Annotated in this window: 10 protein-coding genes; 3 read left to right on the forward strand and 7 right to left on the reverse strand. The window is 68.4% G+C overall.

All coding sequences use genetic code 11. The features are described from left to right. Positions 1-11 precede the first annotated feature (11 nt). The 3 genes from AC1DY5_RS18070 (at position 12) to AC1DY5_RS18080 (ending at position 1,687) form a co-directional block, all read left to right on the forward strand. On the forward strand, positions 12-638 hold the full coding sequence (locus AC1DY5_RS18070) for a UdgX family uracil-DNA binding protein (protein WP_478113512.1): 627 nt from the start codon (positions 12-14) through the stop codon (positions 636-638). A gap of 140 nt (positions 639-778) precedes the next feature. Further along, positions 779-1,030 carry a hypothetical protein gene (locus AC1DY5_RS18075; RefSeq protein ID WP_478113498.1) on the forward strand — a complete coding sequence of 84 codons (252 nt, stop codon included), beginning with the start codon at positions 779-781 and terminating at the stop codon, positions 1,028-1,030. 153 nt (positions 1,031-1,183) lie between these two features. Beyond that, positions 1,184-1,687, forward strand: coding sequence for a hemerythrin domain-containing protein (locus AC1DY5_RS18080; protein ID WP_478113513.1), 504 nt, complete (start codon positions 1,184-1,186; stop codon positions 1,685-1,687). Between the two features lie 9 nt (positions 1,688-1,696). On the opposite strand, the gene AC1DY5_RS18085 is transcribed toward AC1DY5_RS18080, so the two are convergent. The 7 genes from AC1DY5_RS18085 to AC1DY5_RS18115 form a co-directional block, all read right to left on the reverse strand. After that, positions 1,697-2,122, reverse strand: coding sequence for a hypothetical protein (locus AC1DY5_RS18085; RefSeq protein ID WP_478113500.1), 426 nt, complete (start codon positions 2,120-2,122; stop codon positions 1,697-1,699). 39 nt (positions 2,123-2,161) lie between these two features. Further along, on the reverse strand, positions 2,162-2,359 hold the full coding sequence (locus tag AC1DY5_RS18090) for a hypothetical protein (protein WP_478113501.1): 198 nt from the start codon (positions 2,357-2,359) through the stop codon (positions 2,162-2,164). A gap of 177 nt (positions 2,360-2,536) precedes the next feature. After that, a complete protein-coding gene (gene treY / locus AC1DY5_RS18095) occupies positions 2,537-7,585 on the reverse strand; it encodes a malto-oligosyltrehalose synthase (protein WP_478113503.1) in 5,049 nt (1,682 codons plus the stop codon). Continuing rightward, positions 7,578-9,425, reverse strand: coding sequence for a malto-oligosyltrehalose trehalohydrolase (gene treZ, locus AC1DY5_RS18100; RefSeq protein ID WP_478113505.1), 1,848 nt, complete (start codon positions 9,423-9,425; stop codon positions 7,578-7,580). The genes treY and treZ overlap by 8 nt, the downstream gene beginning before the upstream one ends. A 14-nt stretch (positions 9,426-9,439) precedes the next feature. Further along, positions 9,440-11,575: a glycogen debranching protein GlgX gene (gene glgX, locus AC1DY5_RS18105; RefSeq protein ID WP_478113507.1), complete on the reverse strand. Its 2,136-nt coding sequence runs from the start codon at positions 11,573-11,575 to the stop codon at positions 9,440-9,442. Then, entirely contained in the window at positions 11,572-12,354 is a 783-nt protein-coding gene (locus AC1DY5_RS18110; protein WP_478113508.1) for a mechanosensitive ion channel family protein, read from the reverse strand. Before AC1DY5_RS18110 ends, glgX begins: the two co-directional genes overlap by 4 nt. A 44-nt stretch (positions 12,355-12,398) precedes the next feature. Continuing rightward, positions 12,399-14,608: putative maltokinase (locus tag AC1DY5_RS18115; protein WP_478113510.1), on the reverse strand; the 2,210-nt coding region annotated here is incomplete at its 5' end.

The raw sequence follows: 14,608 nt of genomic DNA on the forward strand, positions 1-14,608 counted from the left end.
GCGGATTCCCGATGAGGACAGCTGAGGCCCCGCCGCCCCGGCCGCGTGCGATCGAGGCCTTGCGCCGGGCCACCAACGCCTGCCGCGAATGCCCGCTGGGCGCGTTGGCGACGCAGTCCGTGATTGGGGAGGGCCCGCTTCACGCGGTGCTGATGGTGGTGGGCGAACAGCCCGGCGACAAGGAAGACCTGGCGGGYCGTCCGTTCGTGGAGCCGGCGGGGAAGCTCTTCGATCGCGCCGTCGCGGAGCTTGGATGGCAGCGCGAGAAGCTCTTTGTGACGAACGCCGTCAAGCACTTCAAGTACGAATTGCGCGGCAAGCGCCGGATGCACAAGACACCGGCGCAGCGTGAGGTCGACGCCTGCCGGCACTGGCTCGAGGAGGAGATCGCGCGGGTCAAGCCCGGCGCCTTTCTGGCGCTGGGCGCCACCGCCGCACGCGCGCTGCTGCAGAGGCCGGTCGCCGTGATGCGAGAGCGCGGACAGTGGCATGCCGACGCTGCCGGACGGCGCGTCCTGATCTCGCTGCACCCTTCGGCGCTGCTGCGCGGCGACCCGGCACAGCGCGAGGCGGCATGGGCGGCATGGCTGGAGGATCTGTCGCTGGCGTCGAGCCTGGTCGGGTCGGCAGCGTCTTGACGACGAAGAAGGGCAGGCTTGGGCCGACAGCCGCTGGAGCCATCGCCTGCTTGTTGGCACTTGCGGCTTCGAACACAGTGGCCCGGCAACAGGAGACGACTATGAAATGCGAGGCAATTCACTGCTTCGACAGAGGTACCGTGCGCTTTGCCATCTATCCCGAGGGTCTGGACGGACCCCGCATCCTCGCCGAGATCTCGGAGGACGCGCTGCGAGATCTGTTCGGTGCCAAGGGAGGGCCGAAGAGCCTCCTTGACGCCTGCCAGACCCACTTCGACCTGATCGAACAGGTCGCGGTGGAGCGCCATCGCCGACGTCCTGCAATGCCGATTCAACTTGAAGCTTCCGATTTCTCCCTGCGCAGCCGCAGCCTGGCTCGGCTTGCCGGTTGAACTGGGGCGAAGGTCGAGCCGACTCGCCGGGTCGGAGGGGAGGACATAGGACGTTGGCTCGCATCCGTTCCGCCGGTAGCTGCATGCGCATTTTTCCTACGCCGGTGTGCGGTCGTGCGATCCCATTCTTCGCTCTCCCTCAACATCACACCCATGGAGCCTAACGATGCCTTCCACCACCAAGCGCGCCGTGCCTGCAGCCTTCTCGATGCAGATCATCGCAAGGTCAAGAAACTCTTCAAAGCCTACGAGGATCTCGCCAAGTCGAAGGCGGCCGGGGCGCCCCAAAAAAAGAGGGATCTCGCCAACGAGATCTGCACGGAGCTGAGCGTGCATGCCCAGATCGAGGAAGAGATCTTCTACCCGGCGCTGCGAGAGGCGATCAAGGACGTCGACCTCCTCGAGGAAGCTGAAGTTGAGCATGCAAGCGCCAAGGAACTGATCGCCCAGATTCAGGATGCGGCGGATGTGGATGACAAGTTCGATGCCAAGATCACTGTTCTCGGCGAATACATCGACCATCATGTGAAGGAAGAACGCAACGAGATTTTCGTGAAGGCGCGCGCCGCCCGGGGCCTGAATCTCGTCGCCATGCGCGAGCAGCTTGAAATGCGCAAGGAAGAGCTGATGGCCGAACTCGCCGGCGCGACCGCCTGACGGCTTCAGTCAAATGGGTTGCAGCGTGCTGATGTAGCGGGCGGCTTCTTCAGGCGTCATTTGCGATTCGAGTTGGGCCAACTCGAGTCGTTCGTGATCGTGGGAAGTCCACTCGAAAAGGCGCGAGGGTGGCATCCGGTCCAGGGGATCCTGGTCACTCCACGCCTGCAGACGCTGCGGCGCGCTCTCGAGCAACGACTGCAAGAACAAGGCGCGGGACACCCTGGCTTCGGAGCGATGTGCGACATCCATCGAAGCCAGCAGGCGCCGCACGGCCTGCTCGCCTTGCGTGATGCGCTGTTGCAACTCCCGCTCCGAGTTGCCTGAGCCGGCGGGCCCTTCCGGATGGAGGCGAAGGCAGCTCAGACCGATCCGCGCCTGCGAGAGGTTCTGAAGCATCCGCAGCACCCGTGACACCAAGGGGTCCATGGACATGAAAAGCCCCCATCGGTGTGATTTCCGTTGGATGCCGTCTCAGAATTCGGCGCTGCTCTCCGACAACGCGAAATCCGCGTTTTCGAGCATTATCTGTCGGCTCGGGGCCTCGCGGTAGCGCGCCAGGGCCCGTGCGTTGATCACATCGGCATTCAACAGGCAGGCATGGACAAGGCTGTCGCCGCCGCCTCTGGCGCCGAACAAGTAGCGCAGCGGATCTTCGGCAATTGCCGCCACGCAGCGCGGGCCCTCAAGGCCTTCGGGATCGATGGTGAACCGGACGGTCGCCGTGTGAAACAGTGGATGGCCTGACTCATGCTTTCTTGTCTCCTGCGCGGTACGTGACCAGTCGGGATATGCGTCGGCCCGGGCACGCTGGAGCGGAGCAGGCCGCGTCGCGCGGAAGGCCGGCTCCTACGGCGTGCCCTCGCGCCAAAGGGCGCTGCCGGGAAATGACCGCAGCACCGACGCCAGGGCGATCCATTCGCCGGTTGGCGCGTGGCGGGCACCGGTGAGCTGGTCTTCCATCGATGCGTTGCCGAGCCCGGACGGCAGGCGCACCCGGGTATCGCCCCAGGCGGCTGCGCCGAGCGGAAGCCGCCGCCCCCGGCCTCGGTCGTCGAGCAGTGCGAACCAGCGCGCCACGATTACCACCAGCACCCGGCCTTCGTGGCGGCGCATGAATGCGATGACGTGCCGGGCCCGCGCGCCCTGCACCTCGAGCGGCTCGTAGCTGCCGTCGCGAAACAATTCGGGCCAGCGCTTGCGCAGCGAGAGCAGGCGCCAGATGAGCCAGAGCTTGGCGCGGCCATCGCTGGGCGTGGCCGCCAGACGGCAGACCTCGGCTTCGCATTGCGGCCCCTCGCCGAGTGCCTCCAGCGCCCGCAGCAAGTGCAAACGCTGTTCGAAGTCCACCGGGCGCCGGTTGTCCGGATCGACCAGGCTGCGATCGATCAGCTCGCAGCCCTGGTACAGGTCGGGCACGCCGGGCGAGCTGTACTTCAGCAGGTTGAGGCTGACCCCGTTAAGCGCGCCGTAGTGGTCGAGCGCGCCCACCGCGCTGCGCAGGTCGGCAACGAAGACGTTGCCCGGGCGGGACGCCAGCACGCCGCGTGCAAAGCGCTCCAGCGCCGCTTCGTAGCCGGCGTCGGGGCGGGTCCAACTGGTGCCGGTCTTGCCCTCGCGTGCGGCCTTCAACAGGTAGTGCACGATGCGGTCCGCATACGCCTCCTGGCCGGCGGCGTCGAGTTCGTCCGGCGGCAGGGTCCCGAGCAGCGTCTGGTAGAGCAGGTACTCGTGCGCCGCCGACACCGGTCCGCGCAGGGGGGCATTGAAGCCTGCCCAGCGTTTCAAGGCGAGTCGCCATAGCCCCGGTAGCTCCGACAGCACGTCGATGCGCAGCCGCACGTCTTCGGCTCGCTTGTTGTCGTGGGTGGAGGTGGCCAGCATGGTCTGCGGCCAGCGCCGCTGGCGGTCGCTGCTGGCTTCGTGGAACGCTTCGACCGAAACGCCGAGCCGGTCGGGCTCGCCGCCCACCTCGTTGGCGGAGGCGAGCGGGAAGTAGCGGTAGAACGCCGTGTCCTCGACCCCCTTGGCCGCGACCGGCGCGCTGAATTGCTGGAAGCGGCGGGCCAGCTGGAGCGCTTGCCGGCGGCCGGCGCGTGCGTCCCCCGGCGCCCGGCCCAGCAGGACCTCGCGCACGAAGTCGAACACCGAGGGGTCGGGCAGCGCCAGCCGCTCCCGCGCTGCGGCAACCGCCTGGTTGATGTAGTGCAGATCCTGGTCGGCGATGTTTTTCGCGTTGTAGGTCCGGTAGACCGTGAGGCTGGCTGCCACCGTCGCCAGCACCTCGCGCAGCGTGTTGAGCGAGTGGTCGCGGGTGCTGCGGTGCGACTTGGCGATGGCGAGCAGCCTGATCGCCAGCACCTCGAGGTCGGACGCCAGTGTTGCGCCGGCCACCTCGCGCTTCGACCGGTAGACGATCTCTTCGAATGGCGTGGCGATGCCGGTGAACGAACGCCAGATTCGGCGCAGCCGGTCGGCACCGCGCGTGTCCATCAGCACTGCGTTGGCTAGATTGGCGAAGCGATAGCCGGTGGTGCCGTGGATGGCCCATGAGACCGGCACCTCCTCGAGCGGCGCGGCGATCTTCTCGGCCACGACGTACAGCGGGCGGTCGGGCCGGCCGTCGGCGTCGAGGCCGCGCGCCGGCCGCCCCGTGCGGGCGACGAATCCGTCCTGCAAGCCCTCGAAGTAGCGCGCCGGGTCATGCAGGCCGTCAGGGTGGTCGATGCGCAGGCCCTCGACCCAGCCGCGGGCGGCGAGGTCGAGCGCCATCGCATGCGTGGCCTCGAACACAGAGCGGCGTTCGGTGCGCAGCGCCGCCAGTTCGTTGACGTCGAAGAAGCGGCGGTAGTTGATCTCGTCGGCCGCCACGCGCCAATGGGCGAGGCGATAGGCCTGCGCCTCCAGAAGCCGGTGCAGGGCATCCCGCTGATCGCTGCCGTTGAGCGTTTCGACCGCGGCCGCGATCGCATCTGCCACCGCGGGACGGGCGGCGGCCAGCAGCGCCAGTTGGGCCTTCAGCAGTTCCTTGTCGCGGGCCCGCTCAGCCACGGCTCGGGACCGCCTGCGGCGCATGCCGGGCAGATGGCGCAGCGCGGTGGCGATGCCCGCGAGAGGCGCGCTGGCCTCACCCCGTCCGAGGCGGTCGCAGGCGCGATCGAGGATGGCGGCGGCGCTTTCGGGTGCCAGCGGAAAACGGTGTTCGAAGTAGCCGACGGCAAAGGCGCCGGCTTCGGCATCCCATTGGAGCTGCAGCTCGCCGCGCTCCAGCACCTTGCCGTAGTGGTCGCCCAGCACCGGCAGCAGCACCTTGCCCGCCAGTTGCGGCGTCAGAGGCGTCCAGTCGATGTCGAAGTGTCGGGCGTAGCGCGAGGCCATGCCGTTCTCGAGTACGTCCGACCACCAGGGGTTGTCATTGCAGAGCACGCCCATGTGGTTCGGCACCAGGTCGATCAGCTGGCCCATGCCGTGCGCCTTGAGCGTCGACGTCRGGCGCTCGAAGGCGGCCAGTCCACCGAGTTCGGGATTGACCTCGGCGTGGGCGACGACGTCGTAGCCATGCATGCTGCCGGGTCGGGCGCGATGGATCGGCGAACAGTAGACGTGGCTGATGCCCAGGCGCTCGAGGTAGGGCACGATGCCTGCGGCATCGTCGAAAGTGAAGCCCGCGTGAAGCTGCAGGCGATAGGTGGCGCGCGGCACCTGCGTTCGGAGCGGCCAGCCGGCACGCTCGCGCGGCCGGCTGCGCGCCATCGCGGCGCAGAGTTGCTGCATCTGAAGGCCGGACCAGATCTCGTGGAGCCCGGCACCGTACTTGCGCTGCCAGTTGGGGTGCTGGAAGGTTGTGCCCGGCAGGTTCGACTGCTCGATCTCGCCGAGCGCATCCTCGAGCTGCACCATCATCACGCCCGAGGGCGCGGCGGACAGGAAGGCATGCAAGGCCGCCACCGCATCGGCATCCAGCGTTCCGCCTTCGGCCGCAGCGACGCTTCGGGGCGGCAGGGCCCGCTGCTGCCGGACGGCCTCGAGCAGCTGCGTGCGATCGTGGTGGCGCTCCTGCACCGCTCGCTCATAGGTCGCGGCATCGGGCATCAGGCCAAGGTCGAAGCGCACGCGCAGGTCAAGGGCCGACCACCAGCCCGCGAGCGTCGGCAGGTCATGCGTGCCGATCGCCACCACCGCCTCGCGCGGAAAGTCGGCCGGCGCGCGGAAAGCACCATCGGGCGTGCGCTCGAAATACAGCAGGCGGTACGACTGCACGCCATGGCGGCGCATCGTCTTGCGCATCGCATTGGGCACCGTGCCGAGGTCCTCGCCAATCACGAGGCAGCGGTGGCGCTGGCTCTCGAGGGCCAGGATCGCGAACAACTCGTCGAACGGATAGGCCACATAGCTGCCGTCGCGCGGTCTGCCGCGGTTTGGAATCCAGAACAGCCGCATCAGCGCCATCACGTGGTCGATGCGGATGGCGCCGGCACCGCGCATGTTGGTGCGCAGCGCCTCGATGAAGATCGCGTACCGGGCCTCGCGCAGGCGATCCGGGCGCAGCGGCGGCAGGCCCCAGTCCTGGCCCTGGGTGTTGAAGGCGTCGGGCGGCGCGCCGACCCGCAGGTCGAGCGCGAAGCAGCCCCGATGACGCCACGCGTCCGAGCCGCCGCGGTCGACCGAGACCGCGAGGTCCAGGTAGAGGCCGATCGCCATGGCGAGTTCGGCGCAGCGCGCGCTCGCCGATTCGAGCTGCCGCGCAGCCTGCCATTGCAGGTATTCGTGATAGCCGATTCGCTCGCCGTGCTTGGCCGCGAAGGCGGCGACCGCCGCGCCGCAGGGGTCGCGGAAGGCTTCCGGCCACGCCGGCCAGCCCCAGACCGCCGGGTCTGCCGCATGCAGATGCGCTTGCAGCGCCTCGAACAGCGCGTGCTGGCGCAGCGCCTCGCCGCCACGCTCCCGGAAGCGCCGCAGTAGCTCGACYTCCACATCAGCCGGCGCTCGCTCGAGAAAGCGCCGGTAGAGCAGCTCGAGGACCTCGTGCTTCGCCGCCGAGACGCCGGAATGGTCGATCAGCTGCGCGGCGCGCAGGCCGGCCAGTCGCGACTGGAACGCCGGCGAGCGCACCCGCTGCTGCGCCGCTGCCGAGGCCAGGAAGTCGGGCACCGCCTCGACATCGATGTAGAGCACGTTGAGCTGGGCCCTCGAAGACGGGCTGTACGGACTCTGATGCGCGGGGTTGTGGGGGAACAGCGCGTGCAGCGGATTCAAACCGATGACGTCGGCGCCTTCGCGGGCGGCCTGGACCACGAAGTCCTTGAGGTCGCTGAAGTCACCGAAGCCCCAGTTGCGCCCCGAACGCAGGGAATGCAACTGCAGCGTGAAGCCCCAGACCCGACCGCCGCGATCCAGTGGCGCCGGCTGGTGGCAGCGCAACGGGCCGCAGACCACCAGCGTCTCGTCCGGATGTCCGACGATGCTCAGGCGGTGGTAGCCCGCCGGTAGGGCCAGCCTGACCGGCAGGCTGAAGCGACGATGGCGTACGCCGTCGATCTCCGCTTCGGCCTCGGCCTCCAGGGAGGCGGTGTCGATCTCGCCCTGGTGAACGCCGCCGCTTTCGTCGACCAGCCGCCATGTGAAGTGGGCAGTGGAAGCGGGCACTTGCAGCGCCACGGCGAAGTGCCCGCTGCCTGCGGCAACCGCCAGGACCGGCGGCAGGGTCTGCCGCCATGACGAGCGCTCTGCGTCCGTCTCCGCCAAGGCCGGATCATCGCCCGGCAGATAGCCTGCGTCGTGCAGCAATGCAGCCAGCGCTTCGGGCGCCACCGCCTGCCAGTGGCCGAAGGCGTCGTGGTAGCCGGTCGCCACGCCGTGGCGCTCGCAGAGCCGGCGCAGCGCCTCGGCCTCATCCACCTTGCGCTTCCTCGAGGGTCGCGCAGACGGCGCCCGGTGCCAGCCGAAGCGCGCTGCCTGCAGCACAGGCGCCGTCGACGCCCAGCAGGTGGATCACGCGCCCCGGCGGCCAGGCCACCTCGGCGTCGGCGGCGCCGAAATTGGCGACCAGGTGCAGGAAGGCCGAAGCGTCGGAGCTTCCGTCGGCGTCGGCATCGAGCTGCCAGACCAGCCTCAGCGCGTCGCCTTCGCAGGACCACTGGTGGGTGCGGCAGCCGGCACCGAATCGCGCTGTCAGCTCGGTGCGCCGGACCCGCAGCACTTCGCGGGTCTGGACCAGCGCCCGCGCCTGCCACGGCTGCGCGCGCTCGCCGGCATCGAGCCGCGATGCCGCGAAGCTCGTCTCGTCGTTGGGATCGGGAATGCGCGCGCGTGCCGCCTCGTCGGCGAAGGCGGCGAAGCGGCCGAACTCGGATCGCCGCCCGGCCGTGACGGCTGCGGCCAGCTCGGGCTCGAAGTCGCAGAAGTACTGGAACGGCGTCGAGGCCGCGTATTCCTCGCCCATGAACAGCATCGGAGTGTGCGGCGACAGCAGCACGCAGGTGCGCGCCGCCATCACGAGCGCAGGATCGGCGAGGACGTCGATGCGCTCGCCCATGGCGCGATTGCCGACCTGGTCGTGGCTTTGCAGGAAGGATACGAAGGCGCCGAGGGGCAGGTGGGTGCAGGGTTCGCCTCGCGGCGTGCCATCGCGAAAGACCGAGGGCTGGCCGCTGTAGACGAAGCCCCGGGCCAGTGCCAGCCCGAACTGCTCGAGCGGGCGCTGCGCGTAGTCGACGTAGTAGCCGTCGACTTCGCCGGTGAGCAGAACGTGGACCGCGTGGTGCAGGTCGTCATTCCATTGGGCCGTGGCCGCCACGGGCAGGCCATCGGCTGCGCGCTCCAGCCGGTGCGCCTGGTTGAGGTCGTTCTCGAGCACCACGTGCACCTGCCGCAGGCGGCCGGGGCCCTGCTGCAGCGCGCTGCAGATCTGCTCCACGATCGGCGTCATCGAGTCGTCGCGGATCGCATGAACCGCGTCCATGCGCAGCCCGTCGAAACCGTATTCCTCGATCCAGTAGAGCGCGTTGTGAACGAAGAAGTCGCGCACGGTGCGGGCTCGGGCGCCGTCGAAGTTGATCGCCGCGCCCCAGGGCGTCTGATGCGCCGGGTTGAAGAATTCGGGGCAGTAGGCGTGCAGGTAGTTGCCTTCGGGGCCGAAGTGGTTGTAGACCACGTCGAGCAGCACCATCACGCCGAGTTGGTGGGCGCTTTCGATGAAGCGTTTGAGTTCTTCCGGCGTGCCGTAGCTCGCATCGGGGGCGAAGGGCAGCACGCCGTCGTAGCCCCAGTTGCGCCGGCCGGGGAAGTCGGCGATCGGCATCAACTCGATCGCGCTGATGCCGAGCTCCGCCAGCTCGGCGAGCCCGTCCTGGGCGGCAGCCAGGGTGCCCTCGGGCGTGAAGGTGCCGACGTGGAGTTCGTAGACCACGGCCTCGTTCCACGGTCGGCCGGTCCAGGTCTCGTCGGTCCAGTCGTAGGCCAGCGGGTCGACCACTTCGCTCGGGCCGTGGACGTCGTCCGGATTGCGGCGCGACGCCGGGTCGGGCACCCGCAGGCCGTCTTGCAGGCGGTAGCGATAGCGGTTCCCCGCCTCGGCTTGGGACACCGTGGTCTCGTGCCAGCCGTCGTCGATGCGTTGCATCGCATGATCCTGCCAGCCGTTGCCGTCCTCGCGTTCGAGCACCACCTGGTCGATCGAAGGGGCCCAGAGTCGAAAATGCACGCCGCCTCCGTTGAGGACGATGGCGCCGAAGGGCATGGCGTGCGCTCGCCTCATGAAGCGGCCCGGCTACAGCGCAGCAGGGCCAGCGAGCGCGCCTGAAGCGGATAGGTGGTCTCGGCCAGCAGCAGCGACAGCGCGCTCTCGCGGGCGGTGTCGCTCAGGCGTGTCCAGCGGTCCCCGGGATGCGTCGGCATCGTGAACGGAAGGGGCTCGTGGTAGGCGTTGAGCAGTAGCAGGAAGTCGTCATCCTGCTGCGGCTCGCCGCGCGGGCCGACGTCGGTGATGCCGGTGCCCGAGAACATCATCCCGAGGCAGCGCACATGCTCGCCCCCCCAGTCGGGCGGCGTCATTTCGCGGCCGTCGGGCCGCAGCCACACCACGTCCTTGGCGGCGCCATCGCCGGCCGGCTTGCCGCGAAAAAAACTGCGGCGCCGGAACGACGGATGCAGCCGCCGCACCCGGATCAGCTGGGCGACGAAGTCGCGCAGCGACTCGGCTTCGGGCCGTGGCGTCCAGTCGAGCCAGCCGAGTTCGTTGTCCTGGCAATAGACGTTGTTGTTGCCCTTTTGGGTTTGGCCGCGCTCGTCGCCGGCCAGCAGCATCGGTACGCCTTGCGACAGCAGCAGGGTGGCCAGGAAGTTGCGCTTCTGGCGCTCGCGCAGCGCAATGATCCCGGGGTCGTCGGTCGGGCCCTCGGCGCCGCAGTTCCACGACAGGTTGTTGCTGTTGCCGTCGCGGTTGTCCTCGCCGTTGGCCTCGTTGTGCTTGTCGTTGTAGGAGACCAGGTCGTGCAGCGTGAAGCCGTCATGGGCGGTGATGAAATTGATGCTCGCGTGCGGCCCCTTGCCGGACCAGCCGTACAGGTCCTGCGAGCCCGCCAGCCGGTTGGCGACGTCGCCGACGACGCCCGCGTCGCCCTTCCACCAGCCGCGCATGCCGTCGCGGTAGCGGTCGTTCCACTCGGCCCAGCCGGGCGGGAAGTTGCCGACCTGGTAGCCGCCGTGGCCCAGGTCCCAGGGCTCGGCGATCAGCTTGACGCGGTTGAGCGTCGGGTCCTGCCGGATGGCGTCGAAGAAGCCACCCAGGTTCTCGACCTTGCCGGCCTCGCGCGCCAGCGCCGAGGCGAGATCGAAGCGGAAACCGTCGACATGCATCTCCTCGGCCCAGTAGCGCAGGGAGTCCATGACCAGCTGCAGGGCGCGCGGATGCTCGAGATTGACCGTGTTGCCGCAGCCCGTGAAATCGTCGTAGTAGCGCGGCTGCGCGGCGTTCGCGATGTAGTAGGAGGCATTGTCGACGCCGCGCATTGACAGCGTCGGTCCGAGGTGGTTGCCCTCGCAGGTGTGGTTGTAGACCACGTCGAGGATCACCTCGATGCCGGCCGAGTGCAGGGTCTTGACCATGGTCTTGAACTCCTTCACCTTGCCGGAGGCGCTGTAGCGCACCTCGGGCGCGAAGTAGCCGAGCGTGTTGTAGCCCCAGTAGTTCTGGAGGCCCTTGTCGGCCAGGTGGCGGTCGTTCAGGAAGGCATGCACCGGCAGCAGCTCGATGGTGGTCACGCCGAGGCGCTGCAGATAGTCGATCACCGGCGAGCAGCCCAGTGCGGCGTAGGTGCCGCGCAGGTTCTCCGGGATGTCCGGGTGCTGCATTGTGAAGCCGCGCACGTGCATCTCGTAGATCACCATGTCCTGCCACGGCACCTCGGGCCGGCGGTCTTCGCCCCAGGTGAAGGCGGTCTCGAGCACACGGCCCTTGGGCATGAAGGCGGCGCYGTCGCGGCGGTCGAACGACAAGTCCTGGCGCTTGCTTCCGACCGAATAGCCATAGAGTGCATCGCTCCAGCGCAGCTCGCCGATCAGGTCCTTCGCATAGGGGTCGAGCAGCAGCTTGTGCGGATTGAACCGGTGTCCTGCCTCGGGCTTGTAGGGGCCGAGGATGCGGTAGCCATAGGCCATGCCCGGGCGTGCCTCCGGCAGGTAGCAATGCCAGACATCGTTGGTGCGCTCGCGCAGCACGATGCGCTGGCGCTCGTGCCGTCCCTTGTCGTCGAAGATGCAGAGTTCGGCTTTCTCGGCATGCTTGGAGAAGATCGCGAAGTTGACCCCCTGTCCATCCCAGGTCGCGCCGAGCGGGTAGGGCCTGCCGGGCCAGACGGCGGAAAGCAGCGTGTGGGGGCGCTTCGTCATGGGTGCGGTCGATCGTCCTGGTGGGAGCGCGTAGGCCATACGCTAGCAGGCGGATTGGCGTTTCGCACGTTTTCGTGTGGCAGGGGGTCTCGCGTCGGCGGGCGCGGGATCGGGTGGCTCGTGGGCCACCATTCCTGGATCCGCGCGGCTGCCCAGTCCTTGCCCGCGAGCCCAAAGGCCAGCGCCAGCGCGAAGACCACGCCACCGAGGATGATCAGGAAGCTCTGGCGCACGATGTCGCCGCCGACCTTGACCTGGTCGAGCGCGATCAGTACCACGAACAGCAAGATGGCGTACTGCGCCACCTTGCCGAGCAGCTGCGCGTCCTGGATGCCGGCATTGCGGCCGTAGGTCTGCGCCGCGTCGCCGACGAACCTGGCGAAGTAGGCGCCGAAGACGAGCACCAGCAGCGCGACGAAGACATTGGGAACGAACCACATGAACCGGCCCAGCAGATCGGTCACGTGGGTGAGGCCGAGGCCGTTGAAGGCCACCACAAGCGAGGCGAGGATCACCACCCAGTACGCTAGCGCGGCGAAGAGCACGGTCGAATCCGACACCATGCCGCCCTGACGCAGGAAGTTGTCGATGCCCGCGCGTTCGGTCAGCACGTGGAAGTTGATCGCCTGCAGGCCGCGAATGACGACCAGGCGCACCACCTTGGCAATCAGCCAGCCGGCGAGCACCACCAACGCCGCGAACACCAGTCGGGGCAGGAAGGCACCGATCTGGAACAAGAGGGCGCGCAGCGGCTCGAGGTAGAAGGTCAAGGTTTCCATGGGATCCTCCCGGAGAGATGCATTGAAAGGCGGAGACCGTGCAATCAACGCGCCGCAACGCGATCGAGCAAGGCCAGGATGCCCTGCAGCGGGACCGGCACCCAGTCGATCCGGTTGTCGAGTTCGTAGCGCAGTTCGTAGAGGGCTTTCTCGAGCTCGAACAGGCGCAGCAGTTGGGCATCGACCGGCAGGGCCTCGGGCGACAGGGCGGCGGCATAGCCGGCCAGGAAAGCCTCGCGCGTCTCGCGCTCCCAGGCTTGCGCCTCGACATCGAGCCGGGCCAGTTCGTCGGCGTTCTGGGCGGCGCGCCGCAGCGCGCTCCAGCGCGCATAGTTGAAGGAACGCAGCATGCCTGCGACGTCGCGCAGCGGCGACTGCTTGCCGCGGCGCTCCTCGATCGGGCGCGCCGGCTCGCCTTCGAAGTCGATGATCACGAAGTCGTTGCGCGCCAGCAGCACCTGGCCGAGGTGGTAGTCGCCGTGGAAGCGCGAACGCCAGCCGGTGCCCGCCTCGAGGCGCAGGGCGTCGAGGAAGGCGTCCACGGCGTCGGCGTTCGCCAGCAGCGTAGCCGCATCCGCCTGCGCCGAGGGGACCAGGTGGTCCTGCTGCTTGCGCAAGCGCACGAGCGTGTCCCTGGCCTCGGTCCTGACCGTCTCGCGTGCGGCTCGCAGGTCGGCCGCGGTCATCGGCTCGGGGTCGAAGGCGGGATTGCCGGTGCGGYGGCCCAAGGCGTTGTGGAGTTCGGCCGTGCGCCGTCCGAGAATGCCGATCAATGCCAGGAATGCGCCGTGCGGGTTCGGCGGCCGCCCGCCGTCGGCGTCGCGCAGCTCGCCGAGCACGCGCTCGAGGTAGTCCAGCGTGTGGTTCCAGCCGTCGCCCTGGTTCGGGACATATGCTTGCAGTAGCGCCAGCGTCAGCAGCGTGCCGTCGGCGCCCACGTATTCGAGCGCGCCGGCCACTGGCACGCCGTGCAGGAAGCCAGCTTCCTCGGTCAGGAAGCGGCCCATCTCGAGCTCGGGGTTGATGCCGGGGCGCACGTGGCGGTAGCCCTTGAGAAACAGCGTCTCACCCAGCGTGACGACGGTATTGCTGCTCATCGCGGTGGGCCGGCTGACGGCCAGCCCGGTGACCGCCTCCAGCACCAACTCGCGGCCCAGGGAGGTCGGGCGGAAGTGCATGCGGCCGCGCGCGGTCGGCAGCTCGGTGTCGCTGACGATGGCGCGCACCACGGCGCGACAGAAGGCCTCGTCGAAGTAGGCGTCGCCCATCACGCCCACGTTGGCCTGCTGCCGCACCTTGGCGATCGCGGCCGGCTGCAGGCTCTTCATGCGTTCGTCGTCGCGGTCTTCCCAAGCTAGCGCGAGCGGCATGAAGTAGGTCGACTTCTCGGGCGGGCCGTCGAGTTCCAGCAGCGGCAGCATCCAGCTCTGGCCATCTGTCTGCCAGATCGCCTGGTCGGACAGCCGCGCGCGCGCAATGCGGGAACCCTTCGTGGCATACCAGCGCTGGGCTTCGATGTGGGGCGGCAAGGTGTCGGTCTCGAACTGCTTGAGCAGGCGATCGGCAAAGCCGATGCGCCAGGGCATCACGCGGTCCTTGAGCAGGCTGGTCCAGCCGTCGAAGAGCACGATCACCGGGCGATCGAGCAGCGCCACGCCTTCCTGGTGCCAGATCGGCATCGGCGCCTCGTCGGCGAGCTTGAACCAGTAGAAGCCATAGGAGGCGAGCGTGAGCAAGTAGGGCAGTTCGCCGATCGGCGGGAACGAGGTCCGCCCGAGCATCTCGACAGGGACCCGGCCTTTGAACATCGACAGGTCGAGCTCCACAGGCTGCGCCGCGCGCGAGAGGTTGAACACCGACAGGATCGCGTCGTCGTCGTGCTCGCTGAGATAGGCCAGGATCTTGCGGTTGCCGGGCTTCAGGAAGGTGCGGCGCCCCCGGCCAAAGGCGCGGCTGGTCTTGCGCACCGCGAGCATGCGCCGCGTCCAGTGCAGCAGCGAGCTCTTGTCGCGCTGCTGGGCCTCGACGTTGACCGCCTCGTAGCCGTACATCGCGTCCATGATCGGCTGCAGGTAGAGCCGCTGAGGGTCGGCGCGCGAGAAGCCGGCGTTGCGGTCGGGGCTCCACTGCATCGGCGTACGCACGCCGTTGCGGTCGCCGACGAACACGTTGTCGCCCATGCCGATCTCGTCGCCGTAGTAGATGATGGGCGAGCCCGGCATCGACAGCAGCATGCTGTTCATCAGCTTGATGC

Source organism: Variovorax sp. P4_D9, assembly GCF_056401695.1.

Bases quoted from the DNA above. Each gene is read 5' to 3' on its own strand.
- treZ (WP_478113505.1), bottom strand. From the start codon at position 9,425: ATGCCCTTCGGCGCCATCGTCCTCAACGGAGGCGGCGTGCATTTTCGA.
- AC1DY5_RS18110 (WP_478113508.1), bottom strand. From the start codon at position 12,354: ATGGAAACCTTGACCTTCTACCTCGAGCCGCTGCGCGCCCTCTTGTTC.
- AC1DY5_RS18080 (WP_478113513.1), top strand. From the start codon at position 1,184: ATGGAGCCTAACGATGCCTTCCACCACCAAGCGCGCCGTGCCTGCAGC.
- AC1DY5_RS18085 (WP_478113500.1), bottom strand. From the start codon at position 2,122: ATGTCCATGGACCCCTTGGTGTCACGGGTGCTGCGGATGCTTCAGAAC.